At 53.5% G+C, this 20,445-nt stretch carries 20 protein-coding genes; 15 read left to right on the forward strand and 5 right to left on the reverse strand.

Annotation, left to right across the window (positions count from 1 at the left end; genetic code table 11):
- Nucleotides 1-36: 36 nt before the first annotated feature.
- The 4 genes from puhB to bchF are packed head-to-tail and all read right to left on the reverse strand — an operon-like array spanning nt 37 to nt 3,706.
- Complete coding sequence (gene puhB, locus IOB61_RS09705; RefSeq protein ID WP_290815712.1) at nt 37-705, reverse strand: photosynthetic complex putative assembly protein PuhB; 669 nt, start codon at nt 703-705, stop codon at nt 37-39.
- Nucleotides 702-1,484 carry a photosynthetic reaction center subunit H gene (gene puhA / locus IOB61_RS09710; RefSeq protein WP_290815715.1) on the reverse strand — a complete coding sequence of 261 codons (783 nt, stop codon included), beginning with the start codon at nt 1,482-1,484 and terminating at the stop codon, nt 702-704. The genes puhB and puhA overlap by 4 nt, the downstream gene beginning before the upstream one ends.
- Before the next feature lie 18 nt (nt 1,485-1,502).
- Entirely contained in the window at nt 1,503-2,969 is a 1,467-nt protein-coding gene (locus tag IOB61_RS09715) for a BCD family MFS transporter (RefSeq protein WP_290815718.1), read from the reverse strand.
- Nucleotides 2,966-3,706: a 2-vinyl bacteriochlorophyllide hydratase gene (gene bchF / locus IOB61_RS09720; protein ID WP_290815721.1), complete on the reverse strand. Its 741-nt coding sequence runs from the start codon at nt 3,704-3,706 to the stop codon at nt 2,966-2,968. Before bchF ends, IOB61_RS09715 begins: the two co-directional genes overlap by 4 nt.
- A 332-nt stretch (nt 3,707-4,038) precedes the next feature.
- Between bchF and IOB61_RS09725 the strand changes: the two genes are divergently transcribed.
- From IOB61_RS09725 to IOB61_RS09750, 6 genes are all read left to right on the forward strand, one after another.
- The gene (locus tag IOB61_RS09725; RefSeq protein WP_290815724.1) at nt 4,039-4,923 is read left to right on the forward strand and encodes a cobalamin-dependent protein; all 885 of its coding nucleotides are present in this window, start codon (nt 4,039-4,041) and stop codon (nt 4,921-4,923) included.
- 35 nt (nt 4,924-4,958) lie between these two features.
- Nucleotides 4,959-6,389, forward strand: coding sequence for a transcriptional regulator PpsR (gene ppsR, locus IOB61_RS09730; RefSeq protein WP_290815727.1), 1,431 nt, complete (start codon nt 4,959-4,961; stop codon nt 6,387-6,389).
- 183 nt (nt 6,390-6,572) lie between these two features.
- A complete protein-coding gene (chlG, locus tag IOB61_RS09735) occupies nt 6,573-7,487 on the forward strand; it encodes a chlorophyll synthase ChlG (protein ID WP_290815730.1) in 915 nt (304 codons plus the stop codon).
- Nucleotides 7,484-8,863, forward strand: a complete 1,380-nt coding sequence (locus IOB61_RS09740; RefSeq protein ID WP_290815733.1) for a BCD family MFS transporter — start codon at nt 7,484-7,486, stop codon at nt 8,861-8,863. The genes chlG and IOB61_RS09740 overlap by 4 nt, the downstream gene beginning before the upstream one ends.
- Before the next feature lie 10 nt (nt 8,864-8,873).
- Nucleotides 8,874-10,061 (forward strand): geranylgeranyl diphosphate reductase, encoded by a 1,188-nt coding sequence (locus tag IOB61_RS09745; RefSeq protein WP_290815736.1) that lies wholly within the window; start codon nt 8,874-8,876, stop codon nt 10,059-10,061.
- 21 nt (nt 10,062-10,082) lie between these two features.
- Nucleotides 10,083-10,370: a hypothetical protein gene (locus IOB61_RS09750; protein WP_290815739.1), complete on the forward strand. Its 288-nt coding sequence runs from the start codon at nt 10,083-10,085 to the stop codon at nt 10,368-10,370.
- 97 nt (nt 10,371-10,467) lie between these two features.
- On the opposite strand, the gene IOB61_RS09755 is transcribed toward IOB61_RS09750, so the two are convergent.
- A complete protein-coding gene (locus IOB61_RS09755; protein WP_290815742.1) occupies nt 10,468-11,058 on the reverse strand; it encodes a cytochrome c family protein in 591 nt (196 codons plus the stop codon).
- 489 nt (nt 11,059-11,547) lie between these two features.
- Here IOB61_RS09755 and IOB61_RS09760 point away from each other — a divergent pair, with 489 nt between their 5' ends.
- The 9 genes from IOB61_RS09760 to IOB61_RS09800 all read left to right on the forward strand — a co-directional run bounded on the left by IOB61_RS09760 (nt 11,548) and on the right by IOB61_RS09800 (nt 20,410).
- The gene (locus IOB61_RS09760; RefSeq protein WP_290815745.1) at nt 11,548-12,537 is read left to right on the forward strand and encodes a DUF2333 family protein; all 990 of its coding nucleotides are present in this window, start codon (nt 11,548-11,550) and stop codon (nt 12,535-12,537) included.
- Between the two features lie 12 nt (nt 12,538-12,549).
- Nucleotides 12,550-13,023 carry a universal stress protein gene (locus IOB61_RS09765; protein ID WP_290815748.1) on the forward strand — a complete coding sequence of 158 codons (474 nt, stop codon included), beginning with the start codon at nt 12,550-12,552 and terminating at the stop codon, nt 13,021-13,023.
- 69 nt (nt 13,024-13,092) lie between these two features.
- A complete protein-coding gene (locus IOB61_RS09770; RefSeq protein ID WP_290815751.1) occupies nt 13,093-13,665 on the forward strand; it encodes a NifU family protein in 573 nt (190 codons plus the stop codon).
- Nucleotides 13,666-13,695: 30 nt separating this feature from the next.
- Nucleotides 13,696-14,286: a malonic semialdehyde reductase gene (locus IOB61_RS09775; protein WP_290815800.1), complete on the forward strand. Its 591-nt coding sequence runs from the start codon at nt 13,696-13,698 to the stop codon at nt 14,284-14,286.
- Nucleotides 14,287-14,333: 47 nt separating this feature from the next.
- Entirely contained in the window at nt 14,334-15,005 is a 672-nt protein-coding gene (locus IOB61_RS09780; RefSeq protein ID WP_290815754.1) for a GntR family transcriptional regulator, read from the forward strand.
- 61 nt (nt 15,006-15,066) lie between these two features.
- Nucleotides 15,067-16,410 carry a transaminase gene (locus tag IOB61_RS09785; protein ID WP_290815757.1) on the forward strand — a complete coding sequence of 448 codons (1,344 nt, stop codon included), beginning with the start codon at nt 15,067-15,069 and terminating at the stop codon, nt 16,408-16,410.
- 16 nt (nt 16,411-16,426) lie between these two features.
- Nucleotides 16,427-17,812, forward strand: coding sequence for a glutamine synthetase family protein (locus IOB61_RS09790; RefSeq protein WP_290815760.1), 1,386 nt, complete (start codon nt 16,427-16,429; stop codon nt 17,810-17,812).
- Nucleotides 17,813-17,821: 9 nt separating this feature from the next.
- Complete coding sequence (locus IOB61_RS09795; RefSeq protein ID WP_290815763.1) at nt 17,822-19,222, forward strand: glutamine synthetase family protein; 1,401 nt, start codon at nt 17,822-17,824, stop codon at nt 19,220-19,222.
- A gap of 108 nt (nt 19,223-19,330) precedes the next feature.
- A complete protein-coding gene (locus IOB61_RS09800; protein ID WP_290815765.1) occupies nt 19,331-20,410 on the forward strand; it encodes a PotD/PotF family extracellular solute-binding protein in 1,080 nt (359 codons plus the stop codon).
- Nucleotides 20,411-20,445: the final 35 nt, after the last annotated feature.

Here is a 20,445-nt window from a genome sequence, read left to right on the forward strand (position 1 = left end):
GCTCCACCTGAGCGAAGCGGGTCATAATTTGTGTTGCTAGGCGAGGGCAGGTTCTGCACCCACACCACCTCCTCTGGTGGCTTGAGACCCTTCATCGACCCTGGGCGCAGTCGCATGAGATTGTTCATGTGTCTGCCGGAGGGCCTCAGCGAGAACCGCCGCTGCGCTTGTGGCGTCACGCAGACAGCGGAGCGAAGGTTGCGGCTGCGAGACAAAGCCAGGACGCGCGTGTGGCCATAACAAGATAATCGAGATCTTGTTGGGCTTCACCAATTGCAATGCGACATCGCCGCTGCCATCCGCCTTTTGGTTCACAGCGGCGCTTTCAATTATCTTGTAAGGGATATTGATGGCCTTGGTGAGCGCAGCGCCGAACCGCATGACCAAGCGGCGGTTAGTCAATGTATAGACCGTGGTGCGGCTATTCAGATAGGCCAAGCCAACCAAGAGGCCTAAACCCACGATTGCAATTGGTGCAACCCAAATGGCCGCCAGTAGTGCTGTGACCAAGTCTTGGCCATTAGCTGTGCTGTCGATAACGCGCCATGCCATTAGCAAGGCGAAATAGACAGCAACCCAATCCACCCGAAAAACCCTTCTGGCCATAAGGGTCCAATCCGGCTCTCCCTGCCACAGGATGGTTTCACCCGGTGGCAGGTCACTTGGGAGCCCGCGAATGGGCTCAAAGTCGTGTTCGACACTCATATTGCAGGCTCCGAGCGGGCAGGTGTAGAATAGAGATAGCCAGCCCCAAAGTAGCCGACGATCTTTTCTTCTTCGAGCAGAGTCACCTGGTCTGGATTGGCCAATGTTGGCGCACCGGCAACTTGGCTCCCCAAAACGGCGTCCAAACGAACACGATTTAAGTTCTTTTGCACGACGCACATGGTCATGGGTACGAGCACATGCTTGGCAGCCCCTCCTTCTGAGGTGACATCAACCTCCAGGTAGCGGACAAGAAACTCGGCTCGGTCTACCCAAATATCCTTGATAACGCCGCCAGTTGCGCCGTCGAGCCCGACCAGTGCCATGCCCCGTAAGTCTGGGTCCTTTTTGTCTATGGAATAATCGGTTGCAATGCGCAGCGGGGCCAAACGAGTTGTTCCATGGTTGGTCATGTCAGGCTTATCTGCCCGCATGGCGTACGAGCCTGGGCCAATGCCTGATGTCAGAGGATTGCCGTCGGGCTCAATGGGCGATCCCGACCAAGCGGCTGTCCGCTTGAATTGGGTTGCATGGGTGTCGCGCGAATTGTCCGGTTTCACCAATTTGCTGCCGTCAGGCAGATTGTAGGTCTTGGGTAGAGCGCGGAAGAAAACACCAGGTGTTGGCTCTAACTCGCCCGTGACGTCGTGTTCAAGCGGAAATCCCTCGCGTCGACCTTCACGCAAGAGATAAAGAACCAGCATAAGGAAAAAACCAAAGAAGACATAGAGAACTATCTCTGTGACATCCACGGTCCCCGCGAAATAATAGTTATACATGTCACTTCTCCATCGTAGTTAGAGGGTCGGGAATTCGGCGAGCCCAAAACGGCGCTCTCCGTTATTTGTGAGTTCCTGTGCTTCACGAATTTTCGATGCGCCCGGCGCATGCTTGGCGAGCGGACCAATCGCTATAAGTGCTGCGAACAGCAGCCCAATTTCCAAATGATAGACGAGACCGTAGCTGGTCACTTGTCCACTGAAGGCGGGGCCAAGCGCACCAGAACCCGACAATTGTGTGCCAAGATCGCGAATGCCGCCTCCCAGGGCAATCCCAATCCCAGCCGCAGTTGCCTGAACGCCACCCCAGGCACCAAGCGCAAGTCCAGACTGTTGGCCATCCCGCGCCAATGCCATGGCCGCGGTTAGAGTACCTACTGAGAAAAGCCCGCCTCCAAGCCCAATACCCATAACACCCAAGCAAAAAAGTGGCGTTAGCGAGATTGCGCCAGAGAGGATGACGCAAGCGAAAGCCGCAATTCCAATCAATGCGCCATAACCAGCAAGCCGATGGGCTTCACCTTCTTTGCTGAGTTGCTGGGCGGCAAATGCAAAGCCAGTTAGCGTGCCTGCCGCCCATAGGGCGGTCAAAGCAGTGGTCGAACCCACATTCATGCCTAGAACTTCAGCTCCATACGGCTCAAGTAAAACATCTTGCATGGCAAATGCTCCAGCCCCGAGGCCAGTCGCGACCAAGAGGCGTAGGGTACGACCCTGCTGCATCAGCGAATTCCACTGGTCTCTAAAGACGGGGCGGACCCGGTCTGGAGCGGTAAGCGCGGGATTTCGAGCTTCTTGCTTCCAGACCGCAACCGTATTCAGGATCATCGAAACTAAAGCGGCACCTTGAATAACTTGGATCAGGCGAATTGCATCAAAGTCCACCAGCAAGCTGCCCAAAGCCAAAGACGAAATCAGCATGCCGACAAGAAGCATGACATAAAGTAGGGCGACTACCCGGGGCCGTGTTTCGTCTGTTGCAAGGTCAGTTGCTAGAGCCAAGCCTGCAGTTTGAGTGGTGTGCATCCCAGCACCCACAAGGAGAAAGGCAAGTGCTGCCCCGATTTGGCCAATGACAACCGGTCCTTGCCCGTCACCTGATAGGATCAAAAGTGCGAACGGCATGATCGCTAGGCCGCCAAACTGAGCCAATGTGCCCAAAAGAATATATGGCGATCGGCGCCAGCCGAGATAGGATTTATGTGTATCAGACTTAAAGCCGATCAAGGCACGTAAAGGCGCAAACAACAGAGGCAGCGACACCATTAGCGCTACGAGAGTTCCACTAACGCCCAACTCCACAATCATCACACGGTTCAAGGTTCCGGTTAGCAAAACAGCTGCCATCCCCGTCGTGATTTGGAAAAGCGATAGACGCAATAGACGGCTAATGGGCAGGTCATCACTCGCAGAGTCTGCAAATGGCAGCATGCTGACGATTAGATTGCGCCATGCAATGGCATTTTTTTCGGCTTCCGGCGTCATGATTGGTTCCTCACCAATCGAGAGCTTGTCGATGCTGTGGAGGCGGCGGTTTGCCGGTTGCCGTTGTCGATATCGACCTTTCGCCCTTCTAGCCGGGCCATACGCAGTTTCCAAAGAAACTGCGCCGCATTGATCAGATACGTACCGTAAGCCGCTACGGCGATGTAGACTTGTTGTTGCGGCGTCCACCATCCCTTGAGAAGCGCAACGACATAAAGCGTCTGCAGCGCGAGAACCAACATGGAAAAGACATCTTCCCAGAAGAATGCTTCTACGAAGAGCCACTCGTCAAAAACGACCTTTTCCCAGATCGAACCTGTGATCATGATGGTGTACAGTAGAAATGTTTTTGCGAGGATGGATATCGTCGCCGCTTCATACCCATTGCCAGTGATCAGATAATTGGCCACGAGAGCCAAGCTGATTAGGAATACCAAAAATTGTAATGGGGCTAAAATGGCCTGCACCATGGTCCAGGGTGTGGCATCACGTCGCGCCCTTTGCTCGGGGGTATAGAGGGGCCTTCTTGGCGGTTTAGACCGTTGTGCGGCCACAGATGGTGTCAAACTGACAGGTAGATTGGACAAAACACAGTCAACCCCTGCTTGGTCCGCACTGAAAATCTCACCTTTTTTCACCTGATGACTAGGCGCACCAAGTTCAACAGCGGATGCGCCTTCGCACTCGCAAGATGTATGCGAAGCCGTTGAATTTGATAAGCTCTTCAAGGATTTCATCCGGATTTTTCCATGGTCCGGAATTAAAATTGCCCGCACCATCCCGCAGTTTCGCACGCCCCCCCTGATTGTCAAGCAATTTGGACGCCCAATTAAACTGACACTTTTTGACATTCGGGGACAAAAAAACTAATTTGCCTATGGCTCATATTGAATCTTCGTGTAAGCTGACAAAACCAGAGGTCAGCAAAGTTCTGTCAAAAGGGCAGCTGCACTGGTTTGTGATGGCCTGCTGATTGTTCCCTTCCTGAAGCGGGCAATTCTAGCAGGGGGCAGCGCGTAGCTGGACGCGTACGAGACGGTGTGACTCCGAAGACAATCTGGAGAAGCAAATGCCCAATCAAGACACCTTGGAGCACCTGGATCCCAGAAGCCACGGCCATGAGGATCAAGCTCAGAATACATCGCCCCAGCACTCCGGCGACAAATCCACCGACTTAAAGATTATGGAGCTATTGGCTCAGATGGTCGAAGGGGATATCATCCCACGTCTCATGCTAGCACACAAAACCCACCGCGAACAAAACCAAGGTCAAGCTGCTGGGAAAGTGCTTGGCCACACCGCTGTGGTGGATTTGGCGCATATTCTTCTAACCCATGAAGTTGATGATGTGGAGTTGATCCTGCACGCTTATCTCAACTCTGGTATGCATTTAGATGAAGTTTACGTGGACCTCATGGCCCCCGCTGCCCGTCACTTGGGAGAGATGTGGGAGAACGATACAGCTACGTTTGCTGATGTGACGATTGGTCTTGGGCGGATGCAGACGCTCCTGAACCGCCTTAGCGATTCCTATCGTAACCAGGAAGAAGTCCGGGATGACCTCGCCTCCGGCCTTTTTGTTACGCCGGCCGGTGAAATGCATAGTTTTGGCATCCGCATGGTGGACGAACTGTTTAGGCGCGCCGGGTGGAGAACTCTCTGCGAGCCCAATTCACGGCTCAACGACGTCTTGGCGATGGTTGGGAGTGAGAGCTTCCACATCCTCGGAATCGGGGTTTCGACCGAGTCACAAGTCCCTTTTGTGAGGGAATTGATCCGCCAAGTACGAAAAGTCTCACATAATCGCCATATTCTCGTGTTGGTTGGCGGAAGCTACATTGTTGGGCGGCCTGAGTTGGCCGCAAGCATCGGAGCCGATTTTTCTGCTAGTGACGGCAGAGAAGCTATCGCAATCGCCGAAACAGTCATATACGAGCACACCCACAGGCATTAGCCGTTTATGCTAGTTTCAAGGTTATCAACGCGCACATGGAACATCGCCCTCCCAATCAAAACTTTGGTCCATTGCTGCAGCCCGCGGCACTCGGTGACTTGGAGGCTTCGATTGCGGTTAAGGTGCTTGCAGCAGGTGGCGATGTTGCAATTGTGCTCGATCGTGATGGCGTGATTTGTGACCTCGCGGTCGGCAATTCAGATTTGCAACTCGATGACTTTGAAAGCTGGGTCAATAAACCCTGGTCCGATACTGTCACCCAGGATAGTCGTCCAAAAGTTGAGGAAATGCTGCGGGATGCAGCTTCAGACAAAGCAATTCGGTGGCGCGAGTTGAATCACCCGTCACGGCGGGGTGACTCTGTCGCGTTGCGCTACGTCGCGGTCGGAACGGGTGATGACGGCCGAATTATCGCTATTGGCCGCGATCATCGAGCTGCGTCGGTGTTGCAACAACGTCTGCTGCAAGCCCAGCAATCTATGGAGCGTGACTACGCGCGCATGCGCACTTCAGAGTCGCGCTACCGAATGCTGTTCCAGTCAACCAGTGAGGCTGTTCTGATTATTGATGGCTCGACTCGCCGGGTCGCTGAAGCCAACCCTGCGGCTGACCGCCTGATCGGTGGCGATGGGTCCCTCGTTGGCAAACCGTTTTCGCGCCTTTTTGCCGTGCAAAGCCAAGAAGATGCGGCATCGCTTCTCTCGGTCGCTCAGGCGTCGACAAGTCGCACGGCTCCACAATCAAACTTAACGTCAAACGGTCGTCAATTGAATGTGACTGCGTCCTTGTTTCGTCAGGATCGTAGTATGCATTTCTTGGTTCGGCTGGTTCCCGTGGAACGGTCAGAGCCGATTATCGTGGACAGCAACCACAGAATGTTGGCCGCGATCAATCTTCTGCCGGATGGGTTGGTCGTTACAGATCGAGATTTGAATATTCTGACCGAGAACTCGGCGTTTTTGGATCTTGTCCATTTACCGACGCCTGAACAAGCAAACGGGGAATCTCTGACACGCTTCCTCGGCCGTCCCGGGGTTGATCGGAACATCTTGCTGGAAAATTTGGTAAAGTACGGCGTCGTTCGTAATTTTCCAACGGTTTTGCAAACCCAGTTCGGTGAGCTGGAAGATGTTGAGGTTTGCGCTGTCTCGGTGCCAGAGGGTGATGATGGTTTTTATGGTTTCAGCATCCGCCGTGTAAGCCGCCGCGAGATGGAGCGTGGACAACAGCCTTTGGAGTTAGTCCGCTCGCCAGCAGATATGAGTGAATTGGTTGGTCGGGTTTCTTTGAAGGAGATCGTTCGCGACACAACGGATTTTGTCGAAAGGCTTTGTATCGAGGCTGCGCTCGATTTGACAGGCAATAATCGAGCGTCTGCCGCTGAGATTTTAGGTGTCAGCCGTCAAAGCCTATATTCGAAGCTTCACCGTTTTGGGATTGGCAATTTTGAGGACGATCCCCAATAGGGGCAAGTCTGCTTCTCGCTAATGCATGAGGCATAAGGTAGCGAAACTCATTATTGCGGGTAGCTCTTTCGTATGTGCATTGTTTGTGTGCATTGAAATTAATATGTTTTTTGAGGTTACTGTCAAAGTAAATTGGTGTCGAATTTAATTGACACTTTTCAGTGTCCAACATAGGCTTGCCCTATGAATGAGACAGCCGCCCCCTTGGCAAAATCAAATTTACCGGCCCCTAAAGCGGTGTTGGAGCTGTTTAAGCCCATCACATGGTTTGCACCAATGTGGGCTTTTATGTGCGGAGTTGTTTCTTCCGGCGCGCCGTTCTCTGAAAAGTGGCCGTTGACTTTAGCGGGTGCGATCTTGGCCGGGCCAATGATTTGTGCCACCAGCCAGGCGGTAAACGATTGGTTTGATCGCCATGTCGATGCCATAAATGAGCCCAATCGGCCTATCCCATCAGGAAGAATCCCCGGCCGATGGGGCCTGTGGATTGCCATGATTTGGACCGTTGTGTCCTTGATTTTTGCATCTACGTTAGGGGTTTGGGTCCTTGTGGCAGCAACGCTTGGCATTGTCCTTGCCTGGGCTTATAGCGCGCCACCCTTTAGGCTGAAGCAGAGCGGTTGGTGGGGTCCTGCCTCGGTTGGCTTTTCGTACGAAGGCCTTACTTGGTTCACGGGTGCGGCCGTTGTGTCTCAGGCCCTGCCTGACCTAAAGATTTTGCTGCTTGCTGGGCTTTACGCCGCCGGTGCGCATGGGATCATGACGCTAAATGACTTTAAGGCCGTCGAGGGAGACCGTCAGTTGGGCCTTCGATCCTTGCCGGTCGTGATGGGGGTTGATCGTGCCGCGCGTATTGCGTGCCTTTTCATGGCCGCGCCTCAAGTGGTCGTTATCTGCTTGCTCGTGAACTGGGGGCTTTTGCTTTATGCCGGCGGGGTCTTGATCGCTCTAATCGCACAGGTTGCGCTAATGCGCCGACTCTTAAGTGACCCACTCAAGCATACGCCTTGGTATAATGCCACCGGAACCAGCCTCTATGTGCTGGGTATGTTGGTCAGTGCCATTGGTGTTGGATCCCTGCTTGGAGGACACCCATGACTGAAACCATTCACAAGCCGCTGGATTGGTTTGGCATTGCGCGTCTTGGGCTAGTGCAAAGTGCACTTGGTGCCGTGGTCGCGCTGACAACTTCGACGCTGAATCGGATAATGGTTGTGGAAATGGCTATGCCCGCGATGCTGCCGGCGGCCTTAGTTGGACTGCATTTTGCTGTTCAGATTACCCGACCGCATTGGGGCTATGGTTCAGATTTGGGCAGTCGTCGTACGCCTTGGATCATTGGTGGCATGGCTTGTTTATGCTTGGGAGCGCTTGGGGCAACTGATGCCGCGCTCATGATGGCCACCACGCCTTTACTTGGCATCTTCATCTCTGTCCTCGCTTACCTTATGATCGGGATGGGGGTGGGGGCGTCCGGGACATCGCTCTTGGCCCTTTTAGCTACCCGTGTTGCGCCAGAGAGGCGGCCTGCCGCGGCTTCGATTACTTGGATTATGATGATCCTCGGGATTGTGATTTCCTCGATTGTTGTCGGCAAGCTAATCGACCCATTTAGCTCCCAAGCCTTAGCCTTCGCCGCGACGTGGGTGGCGGGGTGCGCTTTCTTGATAACCTTGGCAGCGGTTCATGGGGTCGAGTTGCCAGTTGGGGCAAAGTTGCTTGCAGATGAACCCGCAACAAGCGAAGGCCCACCGGTTCCATTCAGGCAGGCTGTTAAGGAGATTTGGGCTGAACCCTTGGCTCGAAACTTCTCAATTTTCGTCTTTGTTTCGATGCTCGCCTATAGCGCGCAGGACCTCATTTTGGAACCGTTTGCCGGCTTGGTTTTTCACATGACGCCCGGCCAATCGACGCAAATGTCCGGCATTCAAAACATGGGCGTCTTGTTGGGCATGATTTTGACCGGCGCGATTGGCGGGCGCACTACGCGGTCAGGGAAAAGCTGGATGGCGGCCTGGGCTATTTTTGGTTGCCTAGGTTCCGCCCTTGCGCTTTTGGGCCTTGCCGCGGCGGCAGAGGTTGGCCCAGGCTGGCCACTTATGCCCACTGTGTTTGCCTTGGGTTTCGCCAATGGGGTTTTTGCCGTGTCGGCAATCGGCTCCATGATGGGATTGGCCGGTCATGGGCAAAAGTCCCGAGTTGGAATTCGGATGGGTATTTGGGGTGCCGCGCAGGCGATTGCCTTTGGGCTTGGCGGGTTCTTTGGGGCAATGGGCGTCGATGGTCTGCGCGCTGTTTTGCCAGAGACAGGTCACGCCTTCCTCATAGTGTTTTTGATTGAGGGGGCGCTGTTTTTGGTCTCCGCTTATCTCGCCAGTCGTCTTGGGTCTTCCGAACGTCCATCAAGCGTAAAAACTGATGAAAGCGAATCTGCCTCCTCCCCATTGATGGGACATGTTTCTACTTTGACATAAGGATAAGGTCATGACCCAAGCACCAGATTTTGAAGTGATCGTTATTGGTGGTGGCCCTGCAGGTGCCACAGCTGCGGCGGATCTCGCCGCAAGAGGTCGTCGGGTTCTGCTGCTGGACAAGGGTGGTCGGATTAAGCCTTGCGGTGGCGCTATTCCTCCTCGTCTCATACGCGATTTTGATATCCCTCCACACTTGCTTTGCGCGCACGCCAATGCTGCGCGAATGATTGCGCCCAGTGGCAAGGTTGTCGATATGCCAATTGAGGGTGGTTATGTCGGCATGGTCAATCGTGATACGTTTGACGAATTTCTTCGAGAGCGGGCTGAGAAATCTGGCGCGGACCGTCGCAAGGGCGAGTTTGAACGCTTGGAGCACCAAATCGACGGCCCTACACTCATCCATTATGTTGATGCTGATGGTCGAGCCCGTCAGATCACCACACGCTATGTCATTGGAGCTGATGGAGCCCGGTCTAAAGTAGGCAAGCAAACAATTAAGGGCGCGGACAGGATTCCATGTGTGTTCGCCTATCACGAAATCATTTCGGTTCCTGATCAGATGTCGGGCGATTTTGATCCAAGCCGATGCGATGTCTATTATCAGGGGCATTTGTCGCCAGACTTTTACGCTTGGATTTTTCCACATGGCTCAACAGCGAGTATCGGGGTGGGGAGTGCACAGAAAGGGTTTTCTTTACGTGGTGCGATCAAGGACCTTCGTGCTGCCTCGGGACTGGACGTCAATGCGACAGTGAGAACGGAAGGCGCGCCGATTCCTTTAAAGCCGCTAAAGCGATGGGATAATGGGCGTGATGTTCTACTGGCGGGTGACGCTGCCGGCGTGGTCGCCCCGTCCTCGGGCGAAGGCATCTACTATGCGATGGTGTGTGGCCGCGAGGCGGCTGATGCCGTTTCGGAGGCTCTAGAGACCGGGAAAGTATCTTCACTGAAGTTAGCTCGAAAGCGTTTTATGAAGGCACATGGTAAGGTTTTCTGGGTTTTGGGCATTATGCAGCATTTTTGGTATCGCAATGACAAGCGGCGAGAGCGCTTTGTGCAAATGTGCGCCGACCCGGACGTCCAGTATCTCACTTGGCAAGCCTATATGAACAAGGAACTGGTGCGGGCAAAACCTGCGGCCCATGCACGTATATTCTTAAAGGATATGGGTCATTTATTGGGCCTCTCACCTTCGTGATGGGCGAAGTGCCTCACAATCATGCCTGAAGTCTTGCCTTCTTCCATTACCCAATTCTTCCTCTCAGGCCTAGCAATTGATGTGGCTTTGGGAGTGATCGCGCTGGAATTCTTGGTGCTTTTGGCCTTGGGGAAAAGCGAAAAGATCCGTTCGCGTGTTGTCACCCTAATCCTCGCGCTTGGACCTGGAGCGTGTCTTATGTTGGCCTTGCGAGCCGCATTAACACAAGCGGGCATTTTTTGGGTGGCTTTGTTTCTTTTGCTATCTCTGCCGCTTCACTTGGCTGATCTTGCTCGGCGCAAAATCTAATTGCAGAGCGAGGCTTACGAGAAAGGCGGAGTGTATCAACACCCCGCCTTCAAGAACTTTATCGACCAGCTAACTCTAGCTGACTCAATTGCCCCACTTAGTTCGTATGGGTCTTCAAGTAGGCCACTAGGTCGGCGCGCTTTTGTGAGTCTTTGATGCCCACAAATGCCATGATCGTACCCGGGATACGAGCCTTTGGATTCTCTAGATAGGTATAAATCTCTTGCTCCGTCCATGTAATGCCGGAGTTTTTGTTTGCCTCGGAATAACGAAAGCCTGCAACCTGTCCGGCTGGGCGGCCAATGATATTGTGCAAGGATGGGCCAACTTTGTTCACACCAGCGGTCACCACATGGCAGGTTTGGCACTGACGGAACACGGCCTCACCCTTTACTGGGTCACCCGAAAGAGTTGCACCGGCCTTGTCTTTAATGGCAAGAACCATCGCACCAGCCGCTGGCGCAGCCGCAGCAGCGGCTTCAGCTGCAGGTGCCGCCGCAGCGACTTCATTGGTCGCGGGCGCCTCGGCAGCAGGAGCAGCCGCAACTTCATTAGTCGCCGGAGCAGCAGCCTCAGTAGCTGCAGCAGGTGCTTCGGCCTTTTGGTGGGCTTGTGGGCCGCAACCTGCCACCAGAGCCAACGCCGCGAGCGAGACAGCAATTCCAGAACCCAAAATTTGTCTTTTCATGGTTTTTCCTCTCAAAATCGGCGTGCAAGCCTTCTGATGGTTTTACTTATAGTGCGAAATTGTTTGAGGTCCAGAGTCACGAACCCGTGATCAACGCAAAAACCGCTGGTTGGATTTACTGCGGACAAAAGATCGTTGTTTCGAATTGAGTTTGTTCGTCGTTCCGTTGCCTCAATGGGCCAATACAAGTCAACTAAAAGTTCAATTTGCCTTCATCGTGTCCAGAAGTTCAGCAGAATCAGTCTTGCTAATCGAGCAATGTGGGCAGGTGCTTAACATCTTGAATGTAATCCCCCATTCGCACGGAAAAAGGGACAGTTCTTATCCAACACAAGGTTCTTGACTTGCTATAGAGTGCGTTGTCGTTATTGATCTGAAAGCAGTTTGGTTCCGTCGCATCAGATGGCTTCCCAAGCATGGTCATTTATTCGGAGACGTCAGATGGATTTTGGTCAACGCGTACGACATAGTCTAGCTGGCCTGCGGCGAATGTTTACTCCACGACCGCCCCAAGACCTCTTTGCTACCGCCGAGACGACCCCCGCTGCTGCACCTGTAACGGCCAAGCCGAGACCGAGTTGGCGTGGCTGGGCCCTTGCTGCAATCGTCGTCGTTGTGCCGATCTATTACATTTTCGGTGCCATTCTTACTCATCGTATCAATGACGATTTGAACTTCAAAGCCGGTGACCCTGGCCCTGGGGCCTCACGGACTATTGCTGTTATCGCGGGTTTGATTGATCGCGAGATCAATCAAACGGCGTGGGCCCCAAACACACAGCCCTTCCAGCCGGCAGCTTTGTTGCGTTATGGCGGCAATATGGCCAATTTTCAGTCCGGAATGGTGAAGGCCTTGTCGAACATAACCGTTGAGATAGAGAGTTACGTGGGCCGTTCACGGGGTACTTCCGCCGCCGATCCTGATTTGGGTCGCGCCCGGCAAGGCCTTTCTCGCCAGCCTGACACTTGGTTGCTTGATCCGTGGCCAACCTCCTCTGCTGACCAAGAGTATCGGAAGGCCCGAACCGCATTAATCGCCTATAACGCTCGTGTCGCTGAAGGCAAGGCTGTATTCGACGTCCGGTCCGACAACTTACAAGCGTTGTTAGCACGTTCAGCTCTTGACCTCGGGTCGTCATCTGACGCTCTAGAGAAGCAAATTGGGGCTGGGCGAAAAGTCTTCATTGATCGGCGAGCCGACAAATTATTCTATTTTGTCAAAGGCCAGTCTTACGCCTATTTCATCGCACTACGGGCTGTTCGCGAAGACTTTAAGGACGTTATCGTCGAGCGGCGGGTTGCTGCACTATATGATGCGATGTTGGCAGATCTTGCCACTGCTGCAAGCTTGCAGCCCCTGATTGTGCAGAATGCTTCCCCCAACGCGCTCTTGATGCCGAACCACCTGTCAACCGAAGGCTTTTATCTCCTTCGCGCGCGCTCGAAACTGCGCGAGATCACTGACATTCTTCAGCGATAGCGGATGTCAGCTATGGGCGAGCGCAAACTTCTTTGCATTGCGGATGACAGCCCAGAATGTCGGGCCGCTGTCTATTTCGGGGCTTTGCGTGCGGCCAGTACAGACGCAAAGCTGATTATCCTGCGCGTCGTTGAGCCGATGGATCCGGGCCTATGGTCGGCCATGGGGGAGGCGATGCGCGAACGTATGCGTCTAGAAGCGCTCGATGACCTACAAGAGCTTTCAGATGTTGCATGGCAGGCTGCAGGCATTGCGCCTGAACTTGTCGTTCAGGAAGGTACTCTGGACCACCAAATTCGTGCGTTCATCGATGCTACACCCAGCGTCAAGACATTGTTGCTTGCCGCAGCTGCGGGGCGTGGGGGGCCTGGTCCGTTAGTTGCGGCTGCCATGCGTGGCGGATTTGGATTTGGCGCTCGCGCGGTTGCAATCATGATTGTTCCTGCAGGATTAAGTGACGAAGAGTTGGCCGACCTTGCAACCTAGTAGGCAACTGACCCGGTCTTTGTCATGATAGGCGTTGAATTTTCCAGTTGAGAGGCCCATGTCTAGCCCATGTTTATTCAAACCGAAGCAACTCCAAACCCCGCCACTTTGAAGTTTCTGCCCGGGCGCGATGTGCACCCCGCAGGAGCCATCGAGTTTAACGACGTTCAAGCCGCTTCAGCTTCACCGTTGGCGACAGCTTTGTTTAAGGTTGAGGGGGTGCGTCGGGTCTTTTTTGGCTCAGACTTCATCACCGTTACGAAATCTGCCGAGGTTGATTGGCCTCACATTAAGCCATCGCTTCTCGGTGCCATAATGGACACCTTTGTCTCTGGCATACCAATCGTCACAGCAAGTGTAGCCTCAGAGCCGGTTTCTTCAGCGGGTAGTTATAGTGGCGATGCAGCTCAGATCGTCCGAGAGATCGAAGAATTGCTCGCGACACGTGTGCGGCCCGCCGTTGCACAAGATGGTGGTGACATTGATTTTGACCGGTTTGAGCCTGAAACCGGCACTGTCTATCTGCGGCTTCGCGGCTCGTGCGCAGGCTGTCCGTCTTCGACAATCACCCTGAAGCAAGGGATCGAAAATATGCTCAAGCATTATGTCCCGGAGGTTCTGCGCGTGGAACAAGCCTTGTAGACACACTTCTTGTTTTGAGAGGGGGGGATGATGGCTGTACTTGATGATCACGCATTGCATCAATTGTTTATAGATGCACGCACCCGCAATGGTTGGGTGGAAGAGACTTTGCCTGAAAGTTTAATGCGGGCAGTATATGATCTCACAAAATGGGGCCCGACCAGCGCGAATTGTTCTCCGGCCCGTTTTGCGTTCATTGGTTCGGCAGAAGGCAAAGCGAAGCTGAAACCCTATTTGGCTCCCGGTAATGTCGAAAAAACGATGTCGGCACCTTGGACAGTGATCGTCGCAAGCGATCCAAAATTCTATGACAAAATCCCAGAATTGTTTCCTCACAATCCAGATGCAGCAAAGTGGTTTTCAGGCATGCCAGACGGTGGTGCTGAGGCTGCCTTCCGCAATGGTACCTTGCAGGGGGCCTATTTGATGATGGCCGCACGCGCGCTGGGCCTGGACTGTGGCCCGATGAGCGGCTTTGATAATGCTGGCGTTGACCGAGTTTTCTTCAGCGAAAGCGGCTGGAAGTCCAATTTCTTGGTCAATTTGGGTCATGGCACCGATAAGGATTTGTTCCCGCGCCTGCCGCGTCTGTCATTTGAATCTGCTTGCCAAGTTTTGTGATCGGAAAATGATCGACAGAGCCTGCAAAACAACTCAACACTAGTGGCATGTCAGAAACTGAGAGCCTTGTTGGTGAGACTGTCGACCGTGCCGAACCATTGCACGAGGCGATTTATCAAGAGCTGCGAGCGCGCCTTTCACGCGGGGCTTTTGCACCGGGTGAAAGCCTAAGCTTGCGGTCTTTGGCCACCGAACTAGGGGGCAGCGTTACGCCCGTTCGCGATGCCGTCTGGCGACTCACCGCGGAACATGCATTGAGCATGGGTGCCACACGACGCATCACGGTGCCGGAGATGGATCGAACTGGGATCATCGAGTTAATGCGTGCTCGGGCATTGCTCGAGCCTGAGGCGGCAGCAAGGGCGCTGCCCTATGTTACTGTGGACCACCAAAGGGCAATGGCTGAGGCCAATGATGCCATGAACGCCGCGCTGCGACAGGGCGACATTGTTGGCTATATGGCAAGTAATCATGCATTCCACTTTAACCTCTATCGTGCGTGTCCCTCCACAGTTATCATTCCTATGATTGAAAGCATTTGGGTGCGGTTTGGCCCGTTTATGCGATTAATGTTCCCTGATGCCGTTAATGACCTAGACCTATCTGATCGCCATGGCGACGCATTGAAGGCTCTTGAGACCGGCGATGAAGCAGGACTGCGCGCATCTATAGCCGCCGATGTGCAAGATGGTCTCGATTGGATGATTAAGCGCATTTAGTGCCGTTTTCGGCTTGACCAACCCCACCCCAAGAACGTTATAACAAATTCTGAGGTGGAATGTGCCAATTGTCAGGGAGAGGCTGAGAGCATTTAAGGCGCGTGAAAGCGCGGCCTATCAGAATAGCCGTCCGTTATCGGCTGCGCGTGCCAGTCGTGAGAATGGTTTTTTCGGCGGTGTTCCACAGCATTGGATGCTTGATTGGCCCATGCCATTCCCGCTCGTTATTGAGCACGCGAGCGGCACCAGCCTGACTGACCTTGATGGGCATGTTTTGATCGATCTTTGCTTGGGCGACACTGGGGCTATGTTTGGTCACAATCCAGAACCCGTCGCCAAAGCAGTGCATGCTCAAGCTATGCGTGGACTGACCTCGATGTTACCTTCAGCAGATGTGGAGGAAGTCGGGGCATTATTGCAGGCAAGGTTTGGGATGCCTTTCTGGCAGATTACCTTGACGGCATCCGATGCCAATCGGTTTGCGCTTCGCGCGGCACGGGCCATTACGAATAGACCGAAGATTCTTGTATTTGATGGATGCTACCACGGCGCAGTGGACGAGACGGCAGTCAATCTCGTGGATGGCCTGACCGTCGCTAAGCCCAGCCTATGGGGGCAAGCTTATGATCTTGCTGCAGTAACAGTTTGTGTATCCTTCAATGACGTAGAGGCGCTAACTCATGCTCTGGTGCAAGGCGATGTCGCGTGCGTGATTATGGAGCCCGCCCTAACCAATTGTGGCATCGTGGCACCGGCTCCAGGGTTTTTGACCGAAGTGCGCCGCGTGACTCAGGCCACCGGTACGCTGCTCTTAATTGATGAGACCCACACACTTTCCACTGGGCCGGGTGGATGGACACGAACCTTTGGCCTTGAGCCTGATATCTGGGTTGCAGGTAAAGCTGTCGCCGGGGGAATTCCCACTGGGGTTTGGGGTTTCACGGAGGAGGTAAAGCGCGGGATCGAGCGGGTACGCGGTGAGCTTCCCACCGGGCATTCCGGTGTTGGCACAACTTTGTCAGGCTCTGCCCTGCAAATGGCCGCCTTACGTGCTTGTCTGCAGGACGTTATGACTGAGACCAATTATGCAGCAATGATTGCCGGTGCAATTGCTTTAGAAGATGGCATCGCGGCGATGATTGCCAGTACAGGCCTACCTTGGTCTGTCATACGCTTGGGCGCACGGCTTGAGACTGTGTTTGCGCCCAAACTGCCGACCAATGCCGAACAAATGCGGGCCAGCTTTGATCATGAGTTGGAGGCTGCTCTCCACCTCGGCCTTTTAAATCGGGGCTTCTTGGTTACGCCATTCCACAATATGCTGTTGGCGGGGCCAAGCCTATCCAGAGAGGCACCAGCAGCCTATGTTGCAGCCCTCAATTCCATTCTTAATGAGATCCTATAGCGGAAATTGGTGACCCATGTCGTTCGAAACAGACCCTAACATTCACAAGCGCCTTGAAGCTTGGATCAAAGAGAAAGGCGTTTCTGAAATTGAGCTAATCTTGCCGGACATGAACGGCATTATCCGCGGCAAGGTGGTTCCCGCCGCCAGGTTTTTGAAGGGTGTGTCGAATCATACTTTGCGGATCGCTTCTTCGATCTTACGAGTGACCGTAACTGGTGAATATCCAGATGCCGAGACTGACGATGAAGATGGATTCTCTGGCACCTTGGATCCTGATTGCGTGCTGGTTCCAGACCCCGCATCAATCTGTGTTGCCCCCGGCTATCGCACTCCCACAGCTTATGTGGTGACTGATGCCTATACTCATGCAGGTAAGCTTATAGATATCGCGCCACGTCAAGTATTGCGCCGCGTATTGGACCTATATGCCGAGCGAGGGTGGGAGCCAGTGGTTGCACCAGAAGTGGAGTTCTTCCTAACGGCCCGAAATATTGATCCAGATCTGCCCCTAGAAACCCCGGTTGGGCGCTCTGGGCGCGCTGAGACAGTATCGCAGCCCTATGGGCTCGAAGCGATAAACGAATATGAGGATCTGATCGAGCAAATCTACGAATATTGTGAGATTGCAGAGCTTGATATCGATACAATGATCCATGAAGCTGGTGCCGCGCAGCTGGAGGTGAATTTCAATCACGGTGACGCGCTCGAGCTGGCTGATCAGGTCTTGATGTTTAAGCGCATTGTCCGACAAGTGGCCTTATCGCAAAACGTGTACGCCACATTTATGGCCAAGCCGATGGACAATCAGCCCGGCAGCGCCATGCACATTCACCAATCATTGGTGGATAGACAAACCGGTCGCAATCTGTTCGCCAATACCAACGGAACAGACAGCAAATTGTTCAGATCCTTCGTAGGTGGATTGCAAACCTACCTGCCAGATGTGGCCCCCCTGTTTGCCCCAAATGTAAATTCTTTCCGCCGGATGCGGCCTCAGTTTGATGCGCCCATAAATGTGCAATGGGGCCTCGACAATCGCTCCTGCGGTTTGCGAACGCCGATAAGTGACGGACGCAATCGCCGTGTCGAGAATCGTTTGCCTGGGGCAGATGCCAATCCTTATCTCGCTATCGCTTCGTCGCTAGCATGCGGCTATGTTGGCATGGTGCAGGGGTTGGAGCCAGGACCCTTGATAACCACTTCGGCCTACCGGATGCCTCGTTCCCTACCCAGGACGTTGGATGAGGCTTTAGGTCGTTTCCAAAATTGTGAACCCATGCGAGAAGTCTTGGGTGAAGAATTCTGTCGTGTGTTCGCAGCCGTTAAGCTGGATGAGCTTGATGCCTTCGAAGGGGTCGTGTCGGCCTGGGAACGTGAACATTTACTCCTAAAAGTCTGAGGTCCTGTTTTGTCCAAAAAGCCAACCCAACACACCTACGGCATCGCGACTAAAGAAGAAGCGATAGCCTTTCTGGCCGCCAATCCGGGCATTAATTTCATTGACATTCTGTATAATCCAATGAGTGGGCCGCCGCGCGGCAAGCGGATACGACCGCACGAGCTTATAACTGTTTACGGCCACGGTCGTTATTTGCCGGGTTCAATTACTGTTGTGGATATGCAGGGTGCCGATTGTGAAGCGACCGGGCTCGTTTGGGAAGATGGCGATGCCGACCGTTTAGCCAAGCCCGCGCCCAATACTTTGTTTAAGGCCCCTTGGTTGGGCGAGGATGTCGCTCAGTGCGTGTTGTCGCTATATGAGCTCGATGGTCCAGGCAGTGATCTTGACCCACGCCATGTGCTGCAACGTGTATTGGACAGGTTCGCCGCTGATGGCCTTACGCCGGATGTGGCATGTGAACTCGAGTTTTATCTCTTGGACCAGCGCTATGCAGGCCAAGCCCCAACCCTACCATCGTCGCCAGTTACCGGGCACACGCCCACTGGCCATGAAGTCTACGGCTTGCGAGAGCTTGACGATTATATGCCGTACCTGCGGGACCTTTATGAGGCGGCTGAAGCCCAAGGTTTGCCGATTGAAGCTGCTATTAGCGAGTTTGCTCCCGGCCAACTAGAGATTGGCCTTGAGCATCGACCCGATGCCTTACGGGTAGCTGATGAAGCAATGATGTTTAAGCGCCTCGTAAAGGGCTGCGCGGTCAGCCATGGTTTGGAGGCGACCTTCATGGCTAAGCCCTTTGAAGGGCGCGCAGGCAATGGCCAACATTTGCATGTCTCAGTACTCGACCAAGACGGACGTAACATTTTCGGCAGTGAAGACCCCCAAGGCACCCCTCAATTGCGCCATGCTATTGCAGGCATGCAGCAGCTTTTGCCCCCCGGTATGGCAATATTTGCTCCAAACCAGAATTCTTATCGCCGTTTCGTTGGAAACTCGTATGCGCCCGTAGCAGCTACCTGGGGTGTGAATAACCGGACAGTCGGTTTGCGCGTTACGGCAGGCCCCCCGGCCAGCCGCCATGTTGAGCATCGGGTTTCGGGTGCGGACGCTAATCCCTATCTTGCCTTAGCCGCTATGTTGGCAGGCGTGCATTATGGCCTTACCCATAAGCTTGACCCCGGCCCCCCAATTACCGGTGACGGATATGCACAGGCGGACAAAGCACCTGTTGACCTCCCCAAGAATTGGTTTGCAGCGGTGGACACTTTTGCGTCATCCGACCCGCTCAAAGACTATCTCGGTGCTCGTTTTCAAGCCATGTATACGATCGTGAAGCGAACTGAGCAGGATCGCTACTTCGCACATGTTCCGCTTGCAGATTATGACTGGTGTTTCCGCAATGCTTAAACCAAGGATTAAACCTGAGAAGGAGAGACGTGAATGACTGAGCGACCCCTGTCCCGTGAAGAAGTTGATCTGTTCCTACGACTCCGACCCCATTCGCGGCGAGCATTCATGGCCGCATTTGGCGCGACTGCTGCCGCGCTCACTCTTTCGGGTTGTAAACCTGCTGAACCCGACGCAAAGACCGATGACAAGCTTGTCATCGAAGGTTCAGAGGGCAATAAGCTCGCCTTCTATAATTGGGATACGTATATCGGCGAAAACACGCTCGCAGACTTTAAGGCTGCTAGCGGTGTCGAGGTCAATATGACCCTATTTGCCAATAACGATGAACTCTTTGCGAAATTCCGCGCTGGCAATCCTGGTTTCGACGTGATCATGCCCTCAAATGAATACGTCGCCCGTATGATTGAAGCTAAAATGCTGGCCCCCCTCGATCATGCCAAAATTCCTAACAAAAAGAACTTGTTGCCGGAATTCCAGGATGCTGACTTCGATCCGGGTCGCAAGTATTCGATGCCGTACACTTGGCTAGTTCTAGGTATTGGCTATCGTAAGTCTGCGATGAAAGGGGGTGTCATTCCAGACAGCTGGAAGTATCTCTACGACAGCGACGAGTATAAAGGCCGCGTGTCCCTATTATCGGAAAGCGCCGACGTATTTCGCTTGGGCTTTAAATATTTGGGCAAGAGCGTCAATGACGCCACACCGGAACTCATCAAACAAGTCGAGGATATGCTGATCAAGCAAAAGGTAAATATCAAGAACTTCCACGACGACAATGGCCAAGACCTTTTGATGTCTAAAGAAGTCGATATTGTGTTGGAGTATAACGGCGACATTGCACAGAAGGAGACAGAAGATCCTGATCTCGCTTTCGTGGTTCCAAAGGAAGGGTCGCTATTGAATTCGGATTGTATGTGCATCCCAACAGGGGCACCAAACCCAAATAACGCACATGCCTTCATCAACTTCTTATTGGATGGTCAAAATGGTGCAAACATCACCAAAACCATTTTGTATCCAACGCCAAACGCTGCCGCCAAGGCGCTGATGGATGACACCTATAAGAACAACCCAACCATCTTCCCCCCAGCCGAAGTAATGGCTAAGTGTGAGTATGGAAAATATGCAGGTTCCGAGATCACTCAGGCCTTTGAGGCCGCGATGACACGTGTTCGCGCCGCCTAAGCGGCCGTTAATCTGGAGCTGAAAAGGGGTGTCGG

The organism is Aquidulcibacter sp., from assembly GCF_020253525.1.
In the GTDB taxonomy this organism is placed as follows: Bacteria; Pseudomonadota; Alphaproteobacteria; order Caulobacterales; family Aquidulcibacteraceae; genus Aquidulcibacter.

Excerpts from the sequence above, each read along its gene's own strand:
- puhB (WP_290815712.1), bottom strand. The coding sequence starts at position 705 with ATGAGTGTCGAACACGACTTTGAGCCCATTCGCGGGCTCCCAAGTGAC.
- puhA (WP_290815715.1), bottom strand. The coding sequence starts at position 1,484 with ATGTATAACTATTATTTCGCGGGGACCGTGGATGTCACAGAGATAGTT.
- IOB61_RS09715 (WP_290815718.1), bottom strand. The coding sequence starts at position 2,969 with ATGACGCCGGAAGCCGAAAAAAATGCCATTGCATGGCGCAATCTAATC.
- bchF (WP_290815721.1), bottom strand. The coding sequence starts at position 3,706 with ATGAAATCCTTGAAGAGCTTATCAAATTCAACGGCTTCGCATACATCT.
- IOB61_RS09725 (WP_290815724.1), top strand. The coding sequence starts at position 4,039 with ATGCCCAATCAAGACACCTTGGAGCACCTGGATCCCAGAAGCCACGGC.
- ppsR (WP_290815727.1), top strand. The coding sequence starts at position 4,959 with ATGGAACATCGCCCTCCCAATCAAAACTTTGGTCCATTGCTGCAGCCC.
- chlG (WP_290815730.1), top strand. The coding sequence starts at position 6,573 with ATGAATGAGACAGCCGCCCCCTTGGCAAAATCAAATTTACCGGCCCCT.
- IOB61_RS09740 (WP_290815733.1), top strand. The coding sequence starts at position 7,484 with ATGACTGAAACCATTCACAAGCCGCTGGATTGGTTTGGCATTGCGCGT.
- IOB61_RS09745 (WP_290815736.1), top strand. The coding sequence starts at position 8,874 with ATGACCCAAGCACCAGATTTTGAAGTGATCGTTATTGGTGGTGGCCCT.
- IOB61_RS09750 (WP_290815739.1), top strand. The coding sequence starts at position 10,083 with ATGCCTGAAGTCTTGCCTTCTTCCATTACCCAATTCTTCCTCTCAGGC.
- IOB61_RS09755 (WP_290815742.1), bottom strand. The coding sequence starts at position 11,058 with ATGAAAAGACAAATTTTGGGTTCTGGAATTGCTGTCTCGCTCGCGGCG.
- IOB61_RS09760 (WP_290815745.1), top strand. The coding sequence starts at position 11,548 with ATGTTTACTCCACGACCGCCCCAAGACCTCTTTGCTACCGCCGAGACG.
- IOB61_RS09765 (WP_290815748.1), top strand. The coding sequence starts at position 12,550 with ATGGGCGAGCGCAAACTTCTTTGCATTGCGGATGACAGCCCAGAATGT.
- IOB61_RS09770 (WP_290815751.1), top strand. The coding sequence starts at position 13,093 with ATGTTTATTCAAACCGAAGCAACTCCAAACCCCGCCACTTTGAAGTTT.
- IOB61_RS09775 (WP_290815800.1), top strand. The coding sequence starts at position 13,696 with ATGGCTGTACTTGATGATCACGCATTGCATCAATTGTTTATAGATGCA.
- IOB61_RS09780 (WP_290815754.1), top strand. The coding sequence starts at position 14,334 with ATGTCAGAAACTGAGAGCCTTGTTGGTGAGACTGTCGACCGTGCCGAA.
- IOB61_RS09790 (WP_290815760.1), top strand. The coding sequence starts at position 16,427 with ATGTCGTTCGAAACAGACCCTAACATTCACAAGCGCCTTGAAGCTTGG.
- IOB61_RS09800 (WP_290815765.1), top strand. The coding sequence starts at position 19,331 with ATGGCCGCATTTGGCGCGACTGCTGCCGCGCTCACTCTTTCGGGTTGT.